Genomic DNA, 22,084 nt, shown 5'->3' with positions numbered 1-22,084 from the left:
GCTCCACCATAGAGATGCTTTTGGAATGCCTTGCGCTTGCTTTGCGCATTGCGCTGAAGTTCTTTCCGTGAGGGCAAGCACTTCTGGCTAGGTCGCCCTAACGGGCGCGGATCGAAACGTATGATCTGTGTGCAGTGAAAGAAGCACTGCGCGCCCGCCTTGCGGGCGCGCAACCTGCGGCAAGATCGCCCTTGCCAGATGCGCGCGAAGCGATAGTCTGGACGGAATTTGAGGAAAGATCATGGCTTACGGTATTCGCTTGCATGTTTGGGGCCAACACGCCCTGTTCACCCGCCCCGAACTCAAGGTCGAACGCGTCAGCTATGATGTAATGACCCCCTCTGCCGCGCGGGGCGTGCTGGAGGCGGTGCATTGGAAGCCCGCAATCCGCTGGGAAATCGACCGTATCCATGTGCTGGAGCCGATCCGCTTCCAATCCATCCGCCGCAATGAGGTGGGGCACAAGGCGCCCGCAGGCACCATCAAACGCGCGATGAACCGGGGGGATCTGGAGGGCGTGCAGCTTCTGGTCGATGAGGATCGCCAGCAGCGCGCCTCGACGGTTCTGGTGGCCCCGCGCTATGTGATCGAGGCGCATTTCACGCTCACCGCCCGGGCCGATGTCAGCGACAGTGAAGGCAAACATCTGGACATCTTCAACCGGCGCGCGGCGCGCGGCCAATGTTTTCACCAGCCCTGCCTTGGCACCCGCGAATTTGCCGCGCATTTTGAATTGATCGAACCCGGTGCCGCCCTGCCCGCCCGCAACCCTGCGGCCGAAACCGCTGATCTCGGCTTCGGCACGCCGCGCGATCTGGGCTATATGCTGTGGGATATAGACCACGCCGCACCCGGCCGCCCCTCGCTGCTGTTCCGCGCCGGTTTGCGCGATGGTGTGATGGAGGTGCCCGCCCCCGGCAGCCCGGAGGTGAAGCGATGAGCCTGCTCGCCGCCCTCACCCGCGCCTATGACCGCCTGCCCGACGCCCCGCCCTATGGGTTTTCCACCGAGAAGATCGGCTTCTGCGTGGTGCTGGAAACGGATGGCCGCGTGGCTGAGGTGATCGACCTGCGCGGCGATGACAAGAAGCGCAGCCCGAGGATGCTGTTGGTGCCACAGGCGGTCAAACGCACCGCAGGCATTGCGCCGAACTTCCTGTGGGACAAATCGGCCTATGTGCTGGGCGTGACGGCTGGTGAAGGCAAACGCACCGCCGAGGAACATGCAAAGTTCCGGGAAAAGCATCTGGACTGGCTGGCCGACACCACCGACCCGGGCCTGCTGGCCTTGTGCCGGTTTCTGGAAAGCTGGGATCCCGCCAGCTTTGCCGCGCCGCAGTGGCAAGACGAGGCGCGCGATCAGAATCTGGTGTTCCGCCTGTCGGGCGAGTTCACCTTTCTGCACGATCGCCCCGCCGCCCGGACGCTCTGGCGCGAGATCGGGGCGGAAGGTGCCTCGGATCCGCAGATCTGCCTTGTGACCTGTACCCCCGGCCCGGTGGCCCGGTTGCACCCCTCGATCAAGGGGGTCTGGGGGGCGCAATCCTCGGGGGCCAGCCTGATTTCGTTCAACCTCGACGCCTTTACCTCCTATGGCCACGATCAGGGCGACAACGCCCCGGTGTCCGAGGCCGCCGCCTTTGCCTATACCACCGCGCTGAACCGCTTTCTGGAAAAGGACAGCGGGCACCGGATCCAGATCGGCGATGCCTCGACCGTGTTCTGGGCGGATGCGCCAGACGATGCAGCCGAGGAGGCGGAAAACCTGTTCAGCGCCTTCTTTGATCCCGCCGGTGACGAAAAGCTTGCGGCGGCAAAGATCAAGGACAAGCTGGATGCGATCCGCAGCGGAACCCGTCTGACCGAGGTGGCCCCCAATCTGGCGCAAGGGGTGCGGTTCCACGTTCTCGGCCTTGCCCCCAATGCTGCGCGCCTGTCGGTGCGCTTCTACTGGACCAGCGATTTCGGCACGCTGACCGCGCATTATCAGCGCTACCTGCAGGATACAGAGGTTCAGCCGCCACCCCGTGACGGCTGGCCGCCGCTGTGGCGTTATCTGATCGAACTGGCCGTACAGGGCAAACGCGAGAATGTGCCGCCGCTGATCGCGGGCGAATGGATGCGCGCAATCCTGACCGGCGCGCCCTACCCGCTCACGCTGCTCTCGACCACGCTGATGCGTCTCCGCGCCGATGGCGAGGTGAGCCCGCTGCGGGCGGCGATCCTGAAATCCATTCTCATCCGTAATTTCAAATCCAAGGAGGCCCCCGTGGCGCTCGATCCCGCCAATACCAACAAGGGCTATATGCTCGGACGGCTGTTCGCCGTCTATGAAGAGGTGCAGCGCGCCGCTTTGGGCGGCAATGTGAACGCCACCATCAAGGACAAGTTCTATGGCGCGGCCTCGGCCACGCCACAGAAGGTCTATCGCACGCTGGATGCGGGGGCGCAGAACCACTTTTCCAAACTGCGCAAGCAATCGCCCGGCCGGGCGGTGAATCTGGAAAAGCTGCTGACCGCGATCACCGATCTGATGGAGCCGGGCAATGACCCCTATCCCGCCTCGCTGACCGCTGCCGAACAGGCGCTGTTCGGGCTGGGCTATTACCACCAGCGCAGCGACTTTTTCCGCAAGCACGATGACAAGACCCCCGAGGTGACCGAATGACCACGCTTTCCCGCCGCCATGATTTTGTGCTGATTTTCGATGTGACCAATGGCAACCCCAATGGCGACCCGGATGCAGGTAACCTGCCGCGGCTTGATCCTGAAACCAACCACGGCCTCGTCACCGATGTCAGCCTCAAGCGCAAGATCCGCAACTATGTCGATCTGGCCCGAACCGGCGAGGCCGGACATCACATCTATGTTCAGGAAGGCTCGATCCTGAACGAAAAACACCGGCAAGCCTATATTGCCCTGCGCCCCGACGATGCGAAGGCAAAAAAGGATGCCAAGCTGAACCCGAAGGATGACGCCGAAGCGACGGCACTGCGCGATTTCATGTGCCAGAACTTCTTCGATGTGCGCACCTTCGGCGCGGTCATGTCGACCGGCATCAATTGCGGGCAGGTCAAAGGCCCGGTGCAGATGACCTTCGCCAATTCGGTGGAGCCGGTTCTGCCGGTGGAAATCTCGATCACCCGCATGGCCGCCACCAATGAGGCCGAACAGAAGAAACGCGCCGAAGGGGCCGAGGAAAGCGATACCCGCACCGACAACCGCACCATGGGGCGCAAGCATATCGTCCCTTACGGGCTGTACGTCGCGCATGGCTTCATCTCGGCCAAGTTTGCCGAACGCACCGGATTTTCCGAGGCGGATCTCGACCTGTTGTTCGAGGCGCTGACCAATATGTTCGAACATGACCGTTCGGCTGCACGGGGCGAGATGACGACCCGCAAGCTGATCGCCTTCCGACATGCCAACGCGCTGGGCAATGCGCCCGCGCATACGCTGTTCGACCGGGTCAAGATCGGTCGCAATGTCGATGGCGAGTTCCGCGCGCTGGATGATCGCGGCCTGGGCAATCTTGCCCCCACCCGCCGGTTCAGCGATTACACCATCACCATCGACCACGAGGGCCTGCCAGAGGGCATCGACATCCTCGAACTGGTCTGACCCATGACCGACCTGCCCGCCGAGATGGACCCCATCCCCCTCTCGGCGGTGCAGCATGCGGTTTACTGCCTGCGGCAGGCAGCGCTGATCCATCTGGAGCGGCTTTGGGCCGAGAACCGCTTTACCGCCGAAGGGGACGTGCTGCATGCCGTGGCCGACAAGGGCGGCAGCCGCCGTGCGCGCGGGCTGCGGCGCGTGCTGTCCTTGCCACTGGCCTCGGCGCGGTTGAATCTGACCGGGGTGGCGGATCTGGTGGAGTTTCAGGGCCTTGTCCCGTTCCCCGTGGAATACAAGCGCGGCAAGCCCAAGCTGCACCGCGCCGATGAGGTGCAGCTTTGCGCGCAGGCGCTGTGTCTGGAGGAAATGACCGGCCAGCCTGTGCCGGAGGGGGCGTTGTTCTATGCCCAGACCAAGCGCCGGGTCGTGGTGCCATTCGACGCCCCGCTGCGCGCGCTGACCGAAGCGACCGTGGCCGATCTGGCGGCGGTGCTGGCCAGTCGCCAGACGCCTCCGCCCACACTGCACAAGACCCGCTGCCGCGCCTGCTCGCTGTTGGAGCTGTGCCGCCCCGAGATCGTCGCCCGCCCGGTGCGGCACTGGCGCGACCGCATGTTGGCCAAGGCGTTGGAAAACCCATGAAAAAGCTGCTGAACACCGTTTACGTCACCACGGAAGGCACCGCCCTGAAGAAAGAGGGCGAGGCTCTGCTGGCCGAGGTCGACGGCGTGGAACGCGCCCGCGTGCCCCTGCACATGCTGGCCTCGGTGGTGGCTTTCGGGCCCATCCTGCTCTCGCCCGCGCTGATCGGCATTTGCGCCGAGCGCGGCATCACCATTGCTCTGCTGGACCGCGCAGGCCGGTTTCAGGCAAGGATCGAAGGCCCGGTGTCGGGCAATGTGCTGCTGCGCCGCGCGCAATACCGGGTTGCCGATACTGCTGAGGACATCGTGCGTTCTATCGTCATGGGCAAGATCGCCAATCAGCGCGCGGTGATCCGCCGGGCCTTGCGCGACTATGGGTCCGAGATGGCCGCCGCCGCCCGCGAAGCGCTGGAAAGGGCCTCGGACCGCATGGCGATGATCCTGCGCCGGGTGCAGTTGTCCGATACCGGCGTGGACGCGCTGCGCGGATCCGAAGGCGAGGCGGCCAATCTGTATTTCGCGGTTTTTGATCATCTGATCCGCTCGCCCGATGCCGAATTGCGCTGGACCCAGCGCTCGCGCCGCCCGCCGCTGGATGCGATCAACGCCCTGCTGTCCTTCCTTTACACCTTGCTGACCCATGATTGCCGTTCCGCCTGCGAGGCCGTCGGGCTTGATCCGGCTGTGGGCTTCCTGCACCGCGACCGGCCGGGCCGCCCCAGCCTTGCGCTCGACCTGATGGAGGAGTTGCGCGCTCCCCTTGCCGACCGGCTCGCGTTGTCGCTGGTCAACCGCCGTCAGCTGCGCGCGGGCGATTTCCGCCAGATGGAAGGTGGGGCCGTGCTGCTGACCGATGACGCCCGCAAGCTGGTTCTAACCGCTTGGCAAGAGCGCAAGAAGGAAGAACGCCTGCATCCGTTTCTGGCCGAAAAGGCCCCGTTCGGTCTGGTGCCCTATCTTCAGGCGCAGATGCTGGCCCGCCATCTGCGCGGTGATCTGGACGCTTATCCCCCCTGGTTCTGGAGCTGAGATGCTGGTTCTGGTCACATATGATGTGAACACACTGGAGGACGGTGGTAAAAAGCGCTTGCGCCAGGTCGCCCGCGCCTGCGAAGATTGGGGCCAGCGTGTGCAGTTTTCTGTTTTCGAGATCGAGGTGGATCCGGGCCAATGGGCCAAGCTGAAGGCGCGATTGGAAGGGATCATCAAACCATCGCATGACAGCCTGCGCTACTATTATCTGGGCGCCAACTGGACCCGCCGGGTCGAGCATGTCGGAGCCAAGCCCGCCACCGACCTGAACGGCCCGCTGATCATCTGACACAGAGCCCCCTATCCGCTGCGAACCCCAAGCGTGCCATTTTCCGGCCCAGGTTCGCAGCAAGGACAGTTCTTTGAAATCGTTGATAAAAGTAAACTGACTCGGGTGGACAGTGCCCGTGGCAGCACATTTTCTCGCACATCCGCACCATCCCCACAATTTACCCATGCTCCCCAATCCTCTATATCCCCCCACGTCGCCCCCACCCGGGGGCGTGGATCGAAACGCCCGCGCCAGATTTTCCAGCACGCCGGGCGCAGGCGTCGCCCCCACCCGGGGGCGTGGATCGAAACTTCGCATGACCCCACTTTATGGCGAAATCAACCGGGTCGCCCCCACCCGGGGGCGTGGATCGAAACGCCCAATCCCAGACAGCATCGGTATAGGTGCCCACGTCGCCCCCACCCGGGGGCGTGGATCGAAACGCGGCCACGGCGCGAAATCACGGGGCCTGCGGGGGGTCGCCCCCACCCGGGGGCGTGGATCGAAACCATCCGCAACTGGACCTTGGAAGGGCCGGGCTTACGTCGCCCCCACCCGGGGGCGTGGATCGAAACGCCGCCATCATCCAAGCGTTTGCCCGCTTGCCCCGTCGCCCCCACCCGGGGGCGTGGATCGAAACAGTCATCATCGCCCCCACACCCCTGGTTAACGTGGGTCGCCCCCACCCGGGGGCGTGGATCGAAACCTGATGATCAGTCAGATGGAAGGCATCCAGCCGCGGTCGCCCCCACCCGGGGGCGTGGATCGAAACAGGTCTTGCCGGTGTGGGGTATCTCACCAATCATGTCGCCCCCACCCGGGGGCGTGGATCGAAACGCCAAACTCGCCCCGCATCTCGGCCATAGACCGGCGTCGCCCCCACCCGGGGGCGTGGATCGAAACTCTGCTGATGCTGCCCGCGCCACGATGCGCGGTGGTCGCCCCCACCCGGGGGCGTGGATCGAAACACAGGTGTGCAGCTCGGATACGGTGCGAAGATCCGTAGTCGCCCCCACCCGGGGGCGTGGATCGAAACCCAAGACGGGCTGATCGAGGTCGGCGGATGGACCGTCGCCCCCACCCGGGGGCGTGGATCGAAACCTGGCAGAGGTGTCTGGTGCGGTGGAGGCTTATGGTCGCCCCCACCCGGGGGCGTGGATCGAAACGGCTTCAACCCGCGTGCAGAGGCTTGGGCGCGTGGTCGCCCCCACCCGGGGGCGTGGATCGAAACACCGCCAGACGTGTTGCGCATATCGGTGATAAGCTGTCGCCCCCACCCGGGGGCGTGGATCGAAACCCCCACCATGCCGGTCTGGCCGTGCGGAATCAGGCGTCGCCCCCACCCGGGGGCGTGGATCGAAACCTTGCTGCCGTGCGGTCGATCAAGACGCCTGCGCGTCGCCCCCACCCGGGGGCGTGGATCGAAACCTTTGCTCTGCCCTCCGAGGCCTCTTCCGAGGTGGTCGCCCCCACCCGGGGGCGTGGATCGAAACTATCGGTTGGGTTGTCCGCGTTGTCGCAGTCGCGTCGCCCCCACCCGGGGGCGTGGATCGAAACCAATATTGGCCGACCAAAATGACCAACGCCTACCGTCGCCCCCACCCGGGGGCGTGGATCGAAACAAGAGCGGACCCTTGGCAGGTGGTGGTGTCGGTGGTCGCCCCCACCCGGGGGCGTGGATCGAAACCCTATGGGGTCGGCCCGGATGGCTGCCTGATCCACACGTCGCCCCCACCCGGGGGCGTGGATCGAAACCCCGACACGCGCCCGCGCCATGAGTGCGAGGCAGCGTCGCCCCCACCCGGGGGCGTGGATCGAAACCATTCGGCGCCAATGCGCCTGCGGCGCTGGTTTCTGTCGCCCCCACCCGGGGGCGTGGATCGAAACCTGATCGCGCGTAGGGACGGGCGGCCCATCGTCTGGTCGCCCCCACCCGGGGGCGTGGATCGAAACGGCGGATCATCAGGTTGATGCCTATGAGGCCTGCGTCGCCCCCACCCGGGGGCGTGGATCGAAACGGTCTTGTCCAGCAGGGCGGTCTGGATCGCCAGGTCGCCCCCACCCGGGGGCGTGGATCGAAACAATGGAAATGCAGCTTTGGCGATAAAGCCTACACGGTCGCCCCCACCCGGGGGCGTGGATCGAAACATCGCTGCCCTCAGTCACCACCACCCACGCGCCACGTCGCCCCCACCCGGGGGCGTGGATCGAAACGGTCGCACAGCGCGGTGATGAACTGCACAAGTTCAAGTCGCCCCCACCCGGGGGCGTGGATCGAAACATTCGTGAAGATATAGCTTCTAAAAACACATAAAGTCGCCCCCACCCGGGGGCGTGGATCGAAACCCGGCAAGCTATTGCGGGCAAAGGCCCACGCCATCGTCGCCCCCACCCGGGGGCGTGGATCGAAACATGCACTGCGAGGACGCATGACAGATCCATTGCGTCGCCCCCACCCGGGGGCGTGGATCGAAACCTCTATCGGGTGGCAGGAAATGCTGCGGGTACGAGTCGCCCCCACCCGGGGGCGTGGATCGAAACGCGCCGTCGCATGGGCAGGGACGGCGTGTCTCGCGTCGCCCCCACCCGGGGGCGTGGATCGAAACCTGTGGTCGCGGACAATATGCCGTGGGTCTCGAAGTCGCCCCCACCCGGGGGCGTGGATCGAAACTGCGGATGATCGGGGATGCCGTTGATGAGATGGACAGTCGCCCCCACCCGGGGGCGTGGATCGAAACATATCCTTGGGGGTCTATTTATTTTGAAAGTCGCGTCGCCCCCACCCGGGGGCGTGGATCGAAACATTCGGTTCAGCCCGCCGGAAATGGGCGACAACCGGGTCGCCCCCACCCGGGGGCGTGGATCGAAACGTTTATGGTGGTGGCATGCATTGGCTTGGGCGGTGTCGCCCCCACCCGGGGGCGTGGATCGAAACATGGATCAGCCCTCGATCACGATGATGGTTGCGTCGTCGCCCCCACCCGGGGGCGTGGATCGAAACTTGGTGCGCCCATTTCGGCGGATCATCAGGTTGATGTCGCCCCCACCCGGGGGCGTGGATCGAAACATTGAGAAGATGGCTCACCAATCTCTCGTTGATGGGTCGCCCCCACCCGGGGGCGTGGATCGAAACGGCGAGGTCACTCTGCCATCTGGTGCCCCACAGCGGTCGCCCCCACCCGGGGGCGTGGATCGAAACTGGTATATCGTGGCCCACGGCGACAGCGAGATGGTCGTCGCCCCCACCCGGGGGCGTGGATCGAAACCGCGGCCGCCACCGGCACCGAAACCCTGACCAGCGGTCGCCCCCACCCGGGGGCGTGGATCGAAACATTGAGAAGATGGCTCACCAATCTCTCGTTGATGGTCGCCCCCACCCGGGGGCGTGGATCGAAACGCCAGTGGCAATGGGTGAGTTTCTGCGAAAACACCGTCGCCCCCACCCGGGGGCGTGGATCGAAACAGCCCTCGCATCACGTCGCGCGTATCCATCTTGCGGTCGCCCCCACCCGGGGGCGTGGATCGAAACGCCGCGCCGTTGACCTCAATCACGATGGCATCGACAGTCGCCCCCACCCGGGGGCGTGGATCGAAACCCCTCTCTCGATTTCCGTTTGCTATGCGCCGGGGGGTCGCCCCCACCCGGGGGCGTGGATCGAAACATAGGCGTTGGTTGTCACAACCTCATCCTTGCCGAGGTCGCCCCCACCCGGGGGCGTGGATCGAAACGTTTGATCGGCGCGGGGCATCTCGACCGCCGCATGTCGCCCCCACCCGGGGGCGTGGATCGAAACATCCAGGCTGTCTTCGGTTTTCGATGGCACCTTGGTCGCCCCCACCCGGGGGCGTGGATCGAAACATCCCGAGAGCAAGGCCGACTGTTCCGGCTGCGCGGTCGCCCCCACCCGGGGGCGTGGATCGAAACATTCGCACGCCGGTTTCTTCGTCCTGGTGCAGATCGTCGCCCCCACCCGGGGGCGTGGATCGAAACCAATAAAACCACCTTTTGGATTGGCTGACGCATGGTCGCCCCCACCCGGGGGCGTGGATCGAAACGTCGGGCACACCGTCACCGGCGGCGGCATGGCCGTGTCGCCCCCACCCGGGGGCGTGGATCGAAACTCCAATTTCTTCGAGTCCGGCGGACAGAAATACATCGTCGCCCCCACCCGGGGGCGTGGATCGAAACAACATCTATTCTGCCGCAGGGGCGCTTGGGGCCATCGTCGCCCCCACCCGGGGGCGTGGATCGAAACCAAGGCCAAGGGCGGCGCACCGCGTGACCGCAAGTCGCCCCCACCCGGGGGCGTGGATCGAAACGTCTGTGCGCGCGCCGTCGCCGGTGCCGTAGTATGTCGCCCCCACCCGGGGGCGTGGATCGAAACGGCCATCTGGGTGCAGGGCGCGGGCATCAATCGCGTCGCCCCCACCCGGGGGCGTGGATCGAAACTCGACAGCCAGCGCGAGGATGATGACAACTCTGCGCGTCGCCCCCACCCGGGGGCGTGGATCGAAACCCCTATCTGGAATATGTGCAGATCGAGCGGCCCAGGTCGCCCCCACCCGGGGGCGTGGATCGAAACATCACATACCTGCGCCGCCACCTCAAACGCCATCGGTCGCCCCCACCCGGGGGCGTGGATCGAAACCTCCTCGCCAATGACACGACCAACCCGGTGACCCGGTCGCCCCCACCCGGGGGCGTGGATCGAAACACAACTACAGTCTCGCCATTGACCATATCCTGATGTCGCCCCCACCCGGGGGCGTGGATCGAAACTCTGGCGCAGTCGCATTGCCCAAGGTCAGCTTTCGTCGCCCCCACCCGGGGGCGTGGATCGAAACTGTGTTGTCACAGAATGATTTTGTGATCGCACAGAAGTCGCCCCCACCCGGGGGCGTGGATCGAAACCGTCTCGCGGGTCCACTTGTTAACCGCCTGAACAGTCGCCCCCACCCGGGGGCGTGGATCGAAACCGCCAGATCATTGCAGACGGGGCAAGGCTGCCCGGTCGCCCCCACCCGGGGGCGTGGATCGAAACACGAACTGCGCCTGCGCCTGCCCGCGATGGTCGCGGTCGCCCCCACCCGGGGGCGTGGATCGAAACTGTTGACCGCGTGCGGCGGCTCAATCGCCTTCGGTGTCGCCCCCACCCGGGGGCGTGGATCGAAACAGCCAGTCGTCATTGGTGCCGGTGGTCATTTTGCCGTCGCCCCCACCCGGGGGCGTGGATCGAAACGCGCTCATGCCCGCACCGCCTTGGCCCCGAAACAGTCGCCCCCACCCGGGGGCGTGGATCGAAACCTTTGAAAGCTGCCGTCGCGATATGGACAGCTATCGTCGCCCCCACCCGGGGGCGTGGATCGAAACATCTTTCGGAGGATACAGCGCCACCACTCCGGATGTCGCCCCCACCCGGGGGCGTGGATCGAAACTGGCTGCAGGTGTTTGGCGATGTGCGCGAGTTCTGGTCGCCCCCACCCGGGGGCGTGGATCGAAACGTGACCACCAGAAAGACGCGGAGAGCCTGCGGGTGGTCGCCCCCACCCGGGGGCGTGGATCGAAACCTTGCGCGGGCGGCGATGGCCGGGATTTTCGGGGCGTCGCCCCCACCCGGGGGCGTGGATCGAAACATGCTTAATTTATAGACTATGTAGCGGTCAACCCGTCGCCCCCACCCGGGGGCGTGGATCGAAACCAGGTGCTGACCAAGCGGCCCGAGCGGATGCAGAGTCGCCCCCACCCGGGGGCGTGGATCGAAACACGGTGTTGTCGGGCATCCGCCAGCCTTTGGCGCGGTCGCCCCCACCCGGGGGCGTGGATCGAAACGCCTCTCCCCATTTACCCCACACCAGCGGCCTGACCGTCGCCCCCACCCGGGGGCGTGGATCGAAACTCCCATTGCTTTGTCGAACCCGACCATCGCAGCGAGTCGCCCCCACCCGGGGGCGTGGATCGAAACTTTCAGGACGAGTTTGTCTGGGGTGCCAAGCGCCGGTCGCCCCCACCCGGGGGCGTGGATCGAAACAGCGCCAATTGCATCGCAAAGGTTTTTGCGCATCCGGTCGCCCCCACCCGGGGGCGTGGATCGAAACAGGAGCGGGAATTGGGCTTGGCCCTGCAACTGGCGTCGCCCCCACCCGGGGGCGTGGATCGAAACAACCCGCACATCGGCTGCACCAAGGTCGGCCCCGGGTCGCCCCCACCCGGGGGCGTGGATCGAAACAACCGCTCCATGCGCAAAGACACCTGTGTTCTGATGTCGCCCCCACCCGGGGGCGTGGATCGAAACGGCCTGTTTGCCGACCTGCCGGAACAGGATCAGCGCGTCGCCCCCACCCGGGGGCGTGGATCGAAACCTGATGCTGGCCATATCGCACCCGCCCCAGGGCGGTCGCCCCCACCCGGGGGCGTGGATCGAAACATTCGCGCGGGCAGCGATGGCCGGGATTTTCGGGGCCGTCGCCCCCACCCGGGGGCGTGGATCGAAACATGGTACCGACGCCCCGGCTCGAACGGGGGACCCCGTCGCCCCCACCCGGGGGCGTGGATCGAAACTGCCATGACATATCCTCTGCATTGTCGGGGTGGCGGTCGCCCCCACCCGGGGGCGTGGATCGAAACACCCGCCTCGGCGGTGACTTCTACATGTCCACGCCGTCGCCCCCACCAGGGGGCGTGGATCGAAACGCTGGCGCTCCAATCGACCGTAACATGGCCATGCGGTCGCCCCCACCCGGGGGCGTGGATCGAAACGCCACCAATCACACGGCGCTTGATGCCTCTGTGACGTCGCCCCCACCCGGGGGCGTGGATCGAAACCAGCACCTGCCCGCTTTCATCGGGCATCCGGTCGAGTCGCCCCCACCCGGGGGCGTGGATCGAAACCGCACTGAGGCCGAACAAAACAAGGTCCTTGCGAAGTCGCCCCCACCCGGGGGCGTGGATCGAAACCTCCGCCGAATAGCCGATGCTGGGGTAAATCGCGCCGTCGCCCCCACCCGGGGGCGTGGATCGAAACTGGGCGTGGCCGGGGCAGGGGCATACATGGCCTACGTCGCCCCCACCCGGGGGCGTGGATCGAAACTTAAGAGGGCCGCATGGCAACGACAATTGCAGGCCGTCGCCCCCACCCGGGGGCGTGGATCGAAACTTGCGACATCGTAGCGTCTCGACGCCAAATCAGCGGTCGCCCCCACCCGGGGGCGTGGATCGAAACTGGGCGTGGCCGGGGCAGGGGCATACATGGCCTACGTCGCCCCCACCCGGGGGCGTGGATCGAAACTTAAGAGGGCCGCATGGCAACGACAATTGCAGGCCGTCGCCCCCACCCGGGGGCGTGGATCGAAACTTGCGACATCGTAGCGTCTCGACGCCAAATCAGCGGTCGCCCCCACCCGGGGGCGTGGATCGAAACGGTCAGGGTGATCTCGCCCTCGTCGATCTCGGGGTCGCCCCCACCCGGGGGCGTGGATCGAAACTGCCGGATGGGCCTCGGGCAGATGTGCGGCAATCAGGTCGCCCCCACCCGGGGGCGTGGATCGAAACGAGTGGAGGGGCAGCAGGCCCGATTTGTCGGACGTCGTCGCCCCCACCCGGGGGCGTGGATCGAAACCCGGCGCGTCGGAAATCACGCTCACATCGCTGGATGTCGCCCCCACCCGGGGGCGTGGATCGAAACGCGCCGCTGGCCCCTGCCGAGCAATCGCGCGGTGGTCGCCCCCACCCGGGGGCGTGGATCGAAACACCGCCGGATCGTTTCTGACCGGCACATTCGTCGGTCGCCCCCACCCGGTGGCGTGGATCGAAACGATGATGCGCGCCGATCTGGCCGGGCAGGTCGGAGTCGCCCCCACCCGGGGGCGTGGATCGAAACCAGCGCCTGCGCTTGGCTTTTAGCCTGATCCTGCGTCGCCCCCACCCGGGGGCGTGGATCGAAACCCCGTAGGGCGGGAGTTGGATCATGGTAGGGGTTGTCGCCCCCACCCGGGGGCGTGGATCGAAACAGCCCCTGCTCAAACTCACGGGCATCCAGCCCAAGGTCGCCCCCACCCGGGGGCGTGGATCGAAACGCCTGCGGCCACTGCGGCCACGAAACCGGCTGGATGTCGCCCCCACCCGGGGGCGTGGATCGAAACCTCGCCCACGATGCGCAACCCGCCCTTGTGGGTGGTCGCCCCCACCCGGGGGCGTGGATCGAAACGCGGATGTGGACCATCCGCTTTTGCGGCATCTGGGGTCGCACCCACCCGGGGGCGTGGATCGCAACCACTCGGTAACGTATCGCGAGAAATTCGTATCGACAGTCGCCCCCACCCGGGGGCGTGGATCGTAACCACCGGAATACTGTTGCCGCGGCCGATCTTGAGGCGTCGCCTCCACCCGGAGGCGTGGATCGAAAGAGCGAAGCAAACATGGCGATACGTCAGTGCTTTCTATCGTCTCAAGCAGCGTCATCGGCGGGGCGTTACCCGCAGCGCTGACGTTTCCCCCTCCGCCTAATCCAGTTTGAGGTAGACTCTGGCCCAACTGAAAGGACCAGAGATGAAGCGCAGCAGGTTCACCGAAGATCAGATCATCGGCATTCTGAAGGAGCACGAGGCCGTGATTTCCGTCGCCGATCTGTGCCGCAAGCATGGCGTCAGTGATGCGACGGTCTACAAGTGGAAAGCCAAGTATGGCGGTATGGATGTGATCGAGGCCAAGCGGCTGAAGGGTCTCGAGGACGAAAACGCCCGGCTGAAGCGGTTGCTGGCGGATGCGATGCTCGACAATGCCGCGCTGAAGGATCTCCTGGGAAAAAAGTGGTGACGCCCGCCGCAAAGCGACAAGCGGTCGCGCATCTGGTGGCAGATCACGGGATGAGCGAGCGGCGGGCGTGTCGGGTGATCGGTTGTTGCCGGATGACCATGCGCTACGAGGCGATCCGTCAGGATGACCCGGTGCTGCGTGAGCGGCTGAAAGAACTGGCGCGGGTGCGCCGCCGGTTCGGCTATCGGCGGCTGCATGTGTTCTTGCGGCGCGAGGGGCATGAGGTGAACCACAAGCGTCTGTTCCGCATCTACCGCGAGGAGCGGCTGCACGTGCGTCGCCGCGGTGGGCGCAAGCGGGCGATAGGGACGCGAGCCCCAATGACGCTGCCGCTGATGCCGAACCAGCGCTGGTCGCTCGACCTCGTCTCCGACCAACTGACCGACGGCCGCCGCTTCCGCGTGCTGACCGTTGTGGATGACTGCACGCGGGAGTGCCTTGCCCTGATCGCCGACACGTCTTTATCTGGCGCAAGGGTAGCGCGGGAGTTGGCGACCCTGTTCGAGGCCCGCGGCAAGCCGATCACGGTGGTCAGCGACAACGGGACCGAGTTTACGTCGAACGCCATCCTGACCTTCGCTGACAACCGCAAGATCGACTGGCACTACATCGCGCCCGGCAAGCCGACCCAGAACGCCTTCATCGAGAGCTTCAACGGTCGCCTGAGAGACGAGCTTTTGAACGAGACCCTGTTCCCGTCCCTGAACCACGCCCGCGCCATGCTCGCCGTCTGGCGCAAGGACTACAACACCGAACGCCCGCATTCACGCCTTGGCTGGCAGACGCCTGCCGAGTTCGCCCAAACCTTCACCCCGCAACGGGGCCAGACGCTGCGCAACCCGCAAAGCTCCGCGCCAGCCCCCGTTGCCCAACCCGACCAAAACAGCCAAACTCAAACTCGGAGTCTCGCTCACGCTGGATAAAAGTCGGGGGCAACGTCAGTGACACCCGCGCGCCAAGACTTCTGAGCTTGGACAGTTCGGCCATCCTGTCGCGGGCAGATCTGAACGAAGAAGCCAACTCTGTTTACAGCATGCTGATGGAAATAAGCAGCGAAGGATAAGATTCGAGACCACAGAGCTGGACTTGGCCGAGGTCGCAATCATGCGGGCGCTGTCGCGCGACAGATTGTCGATGGGCAGATGATGCAGGCGGCATCTGACGGCGGCTCTACTGGCGGTGGGCTGATCTGTGGAGGGGGCAAGGGAATCCTTACCCCCTTTGCAAATCTGCGGTTCAAATTCTGATCTCATAGGGGAATGACAATGGCAGCCCGAAGAGAAAAGCCTCCGCTGGAACTGGCCTGCCGTGCGCTTTGCCAGCTACGCCGACAGCCCGAGGATACCCGATGGCGCGGTGCCCCGATGTGGCACAGTGTGGTGCACGAGGCGATGGTTGTGCTGGAAGCCGCACTGACGAAGGAAGAGCTGGCCCGGGTAGTGCCGGGCTATCCGTTCCCGGACCTGTATGACCACAAGCAGCGTGCGGATGGGTAGGCTATCGCCGCTCGAGCTATGCGCCGCTAGCATAGCTCATGTGCTCATATTTTTGTCCGTTTGTACTCATATTTTTGTCCGGCTACACCATCTGAACCTTTCACGCAAGAGCATGATGTGGGCAGATTGTGTATCAAGATGTGGTGCAAAATCCGGCTTTCCGAAAAACTGCCTGAAAGCCACAGAGCTTTATTCAATCCTAACAATGACTTATGGGAATATTTATGGCGGACAGAGAGGGATTCGAACCCTCGAGACGGTTCCCCGCCTACACACTTTCCAGGCGTGCGCCTTCGACCACTCGGCCACCTGTCCGTTGCACGTCGTTTAAACCGAAGTCCTGACCGGGTGCAAGGGGCTGTTTCACGTTTCTGCTGGCCGACTTGGCGGGGCGGCCAGGCACGGACTCAGGCGGCGGCGATGGCCTGTCTGCGGCCCTTCAGCTCGGCTGCGACCTCGGGCATATAGGCCGCTTCGACCAGTTTCATGCTGACACAACGCCGGACGGACCGTTCGGTCATCAGCACCACTTCGACCAGATCGCCGGCTTCGACGCTGATCCGTGTCGCAGAGACTGCGGGCCGTTCATAATGCGCCAGATCGCGATGGTCCGCGCACCAGATGATGGCCCGGCCCGTGCGTTGGCAGCTCCAGATCACAACACCCAGCATCTTTGCCACTCCGTTTCTGCGCCACTTGCGTCATTGCAGGGTATTTTGTCCCTTCTCAGCTATTTATGCACAGGCGCGATGACGCTGCATTCGGTTTTCCGCATCAAGACGATGGACATGCCAACGATTTTGTTTCACGACTGACGCTGATTAGCGTCACAACCAGAGAGTCCCGCCGCACGGGAGCGTCAGCCATGCCCCAAACCCCAATGTCCCCCACCGAGGTCCGCTCGGTCTTTGGCCGCAATCTGCGGCAATTGTGCGACGACGGGCCGCCGGTCACTGCGATCTGCCAGCAGATCGGCATCAACCGCACCCAGTTCAACCGTTATCTGGCGGGCGAGGCCTTTCCGCGCCCGGATATTCTGGCCAAGATCTGTGCGCATTTCGGCGTGGATGCCCGCATCCTGCTGGAGCCGCTGGACGATCTGCGCAGCGCCCTGCCCGACCGCTTCCTGATGGAAATGCGCGACAAGCTGCTGATCGGCAAATCCCGCCCGGTCGATCAGAATGTCTTGCCGGATGCCATGTATCGGTTCTGGCGTAAATCCTTCATGTTTCAGGGAAAAATCGTCACCAACGTGGCCCTTGTCAAGACGCGCGACGAGGTGACGCTGTTCAAGGGGTTTGAGGAAAACATCCTCGCCCAGCAAGAAAACCCCAATGCCCGGCGCTTTCCGCGGCTGGCCTATTTCGGGCTGGTGCGTCAGCATCTGGATGGGGTGTCGGTCTATTGTCAGGACCGGCAGAACCAGTCCAACATCAACTTCTTCGAGTTCGGGCTGGAGGGCAACATGCGCTTCTATCCGGGCTTTTCGCTGCTGGTGCGGCGGCGGATCGACGGGATGAACCGGATGACGGCGGCGGTGCTGGAGCGCCTGCCCAACGAACCGGCGCTGTGGCGCAATATTGTGCGGCAGGAAACCATGCATGACATCAGCTATGCCCCGCCCATCGTGCAACGCGCCCTGCACCGGATCCCCGACGGGCTCTGACGCTGTTTCGCGTCAGTCCACCAGCGTCAGGCTGACGCGACGGTTCTGCTTGCCTTTTTTCTCGATCTTGCTGATCTCGACCCGGCCAATCTCGCCGGTGCGGGCCACATGGGTGCCGCCACAGGGTTGCAGATCCACCTGCGACGCGCCGCGCCCGATCCGCACCAGCCGTACCCGGCCCTGCCCCATCGGCGGCATCACCGACATGGTTTTCACCAGCCCCGGATTGGCCTGCAATTCGGCATCGCTGATCCATTCCTCGCTGATCGGCAAATCGCGGTCGATCAGCGCATTCAGCGCGTCGTTCAGCGCCGCCACATCCTGCGGCGGCTCGGGCATGTCGAAGTCCAGCCGCCCGCGATCCGCGCCGATCTGCCCGCCGGTGACGGGCAGCGGGATCACCACCGACAACAGATGCAGCGCAGTATGCACCCGCATGTGGCGGTGGCGCCGCTCCCAATCCAACACCTGCATCACCTCGGCTCCGACTGGCGGCATCGGCAAAGGCTCGCCCGCGACCAGTGCGATGGTGCCGCCATCGGCCTTGACCGCCGTGGCAATCGCCAACTGCCCGCCCGGCCAGACCAGCCGACCGCTGTCGCCCGGCTGCCCGCCCGAAGTGGCATAGAAGATGGACGCATCCAACTGGATCCCCCCTTCGGCGGTATGGCCGATCACCCGCGCCGGGGCCTCGCGCAGATAGGCATCGTCACGGAACAGCAGGCGTGTGGCAGGCAGGCTCATCGTTCGGTCTCGTCTTCAATGCCATCGAGGAAGGCGTCGGAGTCATCAGCATCCCGGCCGAGACTGGCCGGACCGGGGTGCGCGGCCCCCGCCTTGCGCCGTGTGACGGCTTTTGCAGCGGCCTGTGCCGCCTTGGCCGCATCGGCACTGGCGGGCATCGACACGATCACCGCCGGGAAGAAATGCGGGGCAGATGCCTCATCTTCCTCGGGCTCCGGTTCGGGCAGCGGTTTGGACCCGGCCCCGGTATGCGCCAGTGCAATGCCTTCGTCGCGGAACCGGCGCAGGATGTCCTGATTGATGGCCGACCGCACCGACAGCTGGAAGTTCACATCGCGCAGGATCACGCGGATTTCGAACTGGATACCATCCAGCGCAAAGCCCACCAGCGCCACCACCGGCGGCGGGTTCAGCACGGCCATGGGCTGCGCCTCGGCAATCTCGCGCAGCACCCGCAGCACCTGATCCGGGTCGCTGCCATGGATCACCATCACCGGCACGATCAGCCGCCCCGACAGGTTGTAGCGCGTCCAGTTCGTGACGCGCTGCGACACCAGATCGGCATTGGGCACAATCACATCCGACCGATCAAAGGTCTGGATGCGGGTGGACCGCACCGAAATCGCCTTCACCGTGCCAGAGACCGTGCCGACCTCGATCCAGTCGCCCTCGCTGACCGGGCGTTCAATCAGCAGGATGATGCCGGACACGAAGTTCTGCACGATGTTCTGAAGGCCGAAACCGATGCCCAGTGACAGCGCACCGGCGACGATGGCCAGCCCCGACAGGTCAATCCCCGCCGAATTGATGGCGATCAGCCCGGCAAGGAAGATGCCCAGATAGCCGGTGCCAGAGACGATGGCATTGCGCCCGCCCTGATCCAGTTTGGTCTTGGGCAGGATGGAGCTTTTCAGCGCGCCCTGAAACAGCCGGGTCAGGGCAAGGCCGATGGCGAACAGCACCGCGAAATACAGGAAGTTCGAGGGCGATATCCGGGTTTCGCCGATCTGGAAGCCTTGGGTAAAGCGCGCCCACAGTTCTGTCAGATCATCGAAGCGCGCGCCCCAGATCAGGGCGAACAGAGGCAGAGAGGCCAGCGTGAGCAGGAACCCCACCAGCACCGGCAGCAGGCCCTGCGATTGCGCATCATCCTCGGGCGGCAGCCGCAGGATCAGGCTGTACAGCTCGCCGATCAGTTGCAGGATCACCACCAGCAGCGCCAGCAGGCCCAGCGAGCCTGCCGCCGGGAACACCAGTGCCGCCGCCGCCGACGCATAGCCGATCAGCGCCAGCAACGGCCCGGCCACCGCAATCGCAATCGTGACCTTGGCCAAGATGCCGATGATGCGGTTGGCAAACCCGCCCGCTTCGCCATCGGTGGCATTGCGCGCCAGATGGCGGTTGAGCAGATGGCCGATGCGCCACAGCATAAGCCCCATCAGCAGGATCAGCGGCAGGGTGATCACCGGCACCGCCGCTTCGGGCAGGCGGGCATTGGGCAAAAGACCGGCGCGCAGCGTCTCAAGCGCCAGCACAAGCCCGATCATAGTGGCGTGAAACCGCCCCTCGGCGCATTGTTCCGGGCCAAGCGACAGCGGCCCGTCCTCGCAATTGGCCTTGGGGAAGATGCGCCCGCCCAGCCAATGCGCCGCGAACAGGGCAAAGCCCGCCGGGGGCAGCAAGGCAATCAGCTGTTTGCCGGAACTGCCCGCCATTTCGGTCAGCGCCAGCGCGACCGAAATCAGGAACACGCCAACCGTGGGCACGATGATCTGCCCCAGCGACGCCAGAAAACCCCAGAGCCTGCGCCCGCGCGCCGATGCCGCCGAGGTTTGCAGCCGGAGGGCAAACCCCTCGATCCACGCCCTGCCCCGCCAGATCAGCGCAATCGCCAGCAGCAACAGCACGCCGATCACCGGCAGGTTATCGACCAGATAGGCGCGGCGGTCGGGCCGGGTCCAGTTCACCGCCGCCTCGGCCCAGATCGGCATCAGGCTGTCGCGCACCGCCGCCGCCGCTGTGCCCCAGTTGGCGGGGTTGAGCGGGTTGGGCCACAGTTTCAGCAGCTCGTTCGCCTGCCGTTCGCGCAGCACCCGGTCGATTTCGGACACAAGGCCGCTGGCGCGGCGATAGGCTTCTTCGGCGGCAAGGCCGGGGGCCTGCAAACGCGCCAGTTGTTCGTTCAGCGCCTTGCGGCGCTCGGCGATTTCCGGCGCTTCACTTTCGCCATCCGCAGGCGCAGGCCCGAGGGCCGTGATCTGGGTGCGCGATGTGGCGATGCGGGTCGCATTGGTGTTCTGCGCCCCTTGCAGCTTGGTGCGCCAATCCACCAACTGCCCGCGCAACAGCTCCAGCCCGTTGTTCGAGGTGGTGCTGTCGGCCAGCGCGGTTTCGGCCCGGGTGGCGAGCCGTTCCCATGCCGCATAGTCCAAAGCATTGGAATCCGACGGCAGAACCGAGATTGACTTGCCGCCCCGGTTGTTGCTGCCGGCGGTCTGGCTTTTGCTCAGCCCGCCGGTCTTGGCGGGGGGCGTCGGGGCCGCGTCGGCAACCGGGGCTGCCGGAACCTGATCTGCCGCGCCACCGCCCTCAGCGGCCGCGCCTTCGCCTGTCTCTGCCGCGCGCTCTTCGGTCGCCACAGGCGGGGTTGCGGGCGTGGTTTGTGCGGCCACAGCGCCAGGCAGCGCCAGACACAGCGCCAGCGTCAGCGCGCGCAACAGATCAGCAGGGCCGCCCATCATGCGTCAGCATAAACTTCCGGGATCGGGCGCGGTGCCCGGTCCAGCCAATCCGGCACCGGCAGGCCCTTTTCTTTCAGGAAGGCCGGGTTGAACAGCTTGGACTGATAGCGCGTGCCGTAATCGCACAGGATGGTGACGATCCGGTGCCCCGGACCCATCTCGCGCGCCATGCGGATCGCGCCGGCAATATTGATGCCGGACGAGCCGCCAAGGCACAGCCCTTCGTCCTGCAACAGATCAAACACGATCGGCAGCGCCTCGGCATCGGGGATGCGATAGCTGAAATCGGGGCGGAAGCCTTCCAGATTGGCAGTGATGCGCCCCTGCCCGATGCCTTCGGTGATCGAACTGCCGGGCGCGTCCAGCGTGCCTTCGGTGTAAAAACTGTGCAGCGATGCGCCTTCCGGGTCGGCCAGACCGATCTTCACGCCCTTGGGCTGCAAGGCCATGCCCACACCGGCCAGCGTGCCACCCGAGCCGACGGCGCAGATGAAGCCATCCACCTTGCCATCAGTCTGTTCCCAGATTTCCGGCCCGGTGGTTTCGATATGCGACTGGCGGTTCGCCACATTGTCAAACTGATTGGCCCAGATCGCGCCATTCGGTTCGGTCTTGGCCAGCGCCTCGGCCAGACGGCCCGAATAGCGCACATAATTGTTGGGGTTCTTGTAGGCGGCGGCAGGCACCTGAACCAGCTCTGCCCCGGCAAGGCGCAGCATGTCCTTCTTTTCCTGGCTCTGGGTTTCCGGGATCACGATCACCGTCTTGAACCCCATCGACGCGCCGACCAGCGCAAGGCCGATGCCGGTATTGCCCGCCGTGCCTTCGACAATCGTGCCACCGGGCTTCAGCAGGCCCTTGGCGACCGCATCCTTGATGATGAAAAGCGCCGCCCGATCCTTGACCGACTGGCCCGGATTCATGAACTCCGCCTTGCCCAGGATCTCGCATCCCGTCAGCTCTGACGCCTTCTTCAGCCGGATGAGAGGGGTATTGCCGATCGACTGGGCCAGATCGCTGTACACACGCATGAGAGCATCCTTTGTTCTGCCCCCTAGGTT

Annotated in this window: 13 protein-coding genes, 1 tRNA gene and 1 CRISPR repeat array; of the genes, 9 read left to right on the top strand and 5 right to left on the bottom strand. The window is 65.1% G+C overall.

Annotated features, from left to right (window positions below; genetic code table 11):
* Nucleotides 1-241 precede the first annotated feature (241 nt).
* The 8 genes from cas5c to KM031_RS15435 all read left to right on the top strand — a co-directional run bounded on the left by cas5c (nucleotide 242) and on the right by KM031_RS15435 (nucleotide 15,872).
* The gene (gene cas5c / locus KM031_RS15470) at nucleotides 242-940 is read left to right on the top strand and encodes a type I-C CRISPR-associated protein Cas5c (protein WP_215504553.1); all 699 of its coding nucleotides are present in this window, start codon (nucleotides 242-244) and stop codon (nucleotides 938-940) included.
* Nucleotides 937-2,667 carry a type I-C CRISPR-associated protein Cas8c/Csd1 gene (cas8c, locus tag KM031_RS15465; RefSeq protein WP_215504554.1) on the top strand — a complete coding sequence of 577 codons (1,731 nt, stop codon included), beginning with the start codon at nucleotides 937-939 and terminating at the stop codon, nucleotides 2,665-2,667. The genes cas5c and cas8c overlap by 4 nt, the downstream gene beginning before the upstream one ends.
* Nucleotides 2,664-3,620 carry a type I-C CRISPR-associated protein Cas7/Csd2 gene (cas7c, locus tag KM031_RS15460; RefSeq protein ID WP_215504555.1) on the top strand — a complete coding sequence of 319 codons (957 nt, stop codon included), beginning with the start codon at nucleotides 2,664-2,666 and terminating at the stop codon, nucleotides 3,618-3,620. The genes cas8c and cas7c overlap by 4 nt, the downstream gene beginning before the upstream one ends.
* Nucleotides 3,621-3,623: 3 nt before the next feature.
* On the top strand, nucleotides 3,624-4,259 hold the full coding sequence (gene cas4, locus KM031_RS15455; protein WP_215504556.1) for a CRISPR-associated protein Cas4: 636 nt from the start codon (nucleotides 3,624-3,626) through the stop codon (nucleotides 4,257-4,259).
* Nucleotides 4,256-5,290 (top strand): type I-C CRISPR-associated endonuclease Cas1c, encoded by a 1,035-nt coding sequence (gene cas1c, locus KM031_RS15450; RefSeq protein WP_215504557.1) that lies wholly within the window; start codon nucleotides 4,256-4,258, stop codon nucleotides 5,288-5,290. The genes cas4 and cas1c overlap by 4 nt, the downstream gene beginning before the upstream one ends.
* 1 nt (nucleotide 5,291) lies before the next feature.
* Complete coding sequence (gene cas2, locus KM031_RS15445; protein ID WP_215504558.1) at nucleotides 5,292-5,582, top strand: CRISPR-associated endonuclease Cas2; 291 nt, start codon at nucleotides 5,292-5,294, stop codon at nucleotides 5,580-5,582.
* Nucleotides 5,583-5,777: 195 nt separating this feature from the next.
* Nucleotides 5,778-13,967: direct repeats of the CRISPR family, unit length 31 nt; unit sequence GTCGCCCCCACCCGGGGGCGTGGATCGAAAC.
* A gap of 142 nt (nucleotides 13,968-14,109) precedes the next feature.
* Nucleotides 14,110-15,299, top strand: a protein-coding gene (locus KM031_RS15440; RefSeq protein ID WP_260691981.1) for an IS3 family transposase whose coding sequence is annotated in 2 segments (ribosomal slippage) — nucleotides 14,110-14,368 and nucleotides 14,368-15,299 — 1,191 coding nt in all. Because the reading frame shifts where the segments join, the coding sequence is not laid out codon by codon here.
* A 342-nt stretch (nucleotides 15,300-15,641) separates the two neighbouring features.
* Nucleotides 15,642-15,872, top strand: a complete 231-nt coding sequence (locus KM031_RS15435; protein WP_215506423.1) for a hypothetical protein — start codon at nucleotides 15,642-15,644, stop codon at nucleotides 15,870-15,872.
* Nucleotides 15,873-16,097: 225 nt separating this feature from the next.
* On the opposite strand, the gene KM031_RS15430 is transcribed toward KM031_RS15435, so the two are convergent.
* Both KM031_RS15430 and KM031_RS15425 read right to left on the bottom strand, forming a co-directional pair.
* A tRNA-Ser gene (locus KM031_RS15430) sits at nucleotides 16,098-16,187 on the bottom strand.
* 92 nt (nucleotides 16,188-16,279) lie between these two features.
* Nucleotides 16,280-16,543 carry a hypothetical protein gene (locus KM031_RS15425; RefSeq protein ID WP_215506424.1) on the bottom strand — a complete coding sequence of 88 codons (264 nt, stop codon included), beginning with the start codon at nucleotides 16,541-16,543 and terminating at the stop codon, nucleotides 16,280-16,282.
* A gap of 194 nt (nucleotides 16,544-16,737) precedes the next feature.
* On the opposite strand from KM031_RS15425, the gene KM031_RS15420 reads away from it, so the two are divergent.
* A complete protein-coding gene (locus KM031_RS15420) occupies nucleotides 16,738-17,538 on the top strand; it encodes a helix-turn-helix domain-containing protein (RefSeq protein ID WP_215506425.1) in 801 nt (266 codons plus the stop codon).
* 12 nt (nucleotides 17,539-17,550) lie between these two features.
* Here the strand turns inward: KM031_RS15420 and KM031_RS15415 are convergent, their stop codons facing one another.
* Genes KM031_RS15415 through KM031_RS15405 form a run of 3 tightly spaced genes read right to left on the bottom strand, consistent with a single transcriptional unit; the run spans nucleotide 17,551 to nucleotide 22,054 of the window.
* Complete coding sequence (locus KM031_RS15415; RefSeq protein WP_215506426.1) at nucleotides 17,551-18,282, bottom strand: alanyl-tRNA editing protein; 732 nt, start codon at nucleotides 18,280-18,282, stop codon at nucleotides 17,551-17,553.
* Nucleotides 18,279-21,020, bottom strand: coding sequence for a DUF3772 domain-containing protein (locus KM031_RS15410; RefSeq protein WP_215506428.1), 2,742 nt, complete (start codon nucleotides 21,018-21,020; stop codon nucleotides 18,279-18,281). The genes KM031_RS15415 and KM031_RS15410 overlap by 4 nt, the downstream gene beginning before the upstream one ends.
* Entirely contained in the window at nucleotides 21,020-22,054 is a 1,035-nt protein-coding gene (locus KM031_RS15405) for a cysteine synthase A (RefSeq protein ID WP_215506430.1), read from the bottom strand. The genes KM031_RS15410 and KM031_RS15405 overlap by 1 nt, the downstream gene beginning before the upstream one ends.
* Nucleotides 22,055-22,084 lie beyond the last annotated feature (30 nt).

This window comes from Gemmobacter fulvus (assembly GCF_018798885.1).
GTDB classification, from domain to species: Bacteria; Pseudomonadota; Alphaproteobacteria; order Rhodobacterales; family Rhodobacteraceae; genus Gemmobacter; species Gemmobacter fulvus.
This window is presented reverse-complemented; position numbering and strand designations above follow the sequence as displayed.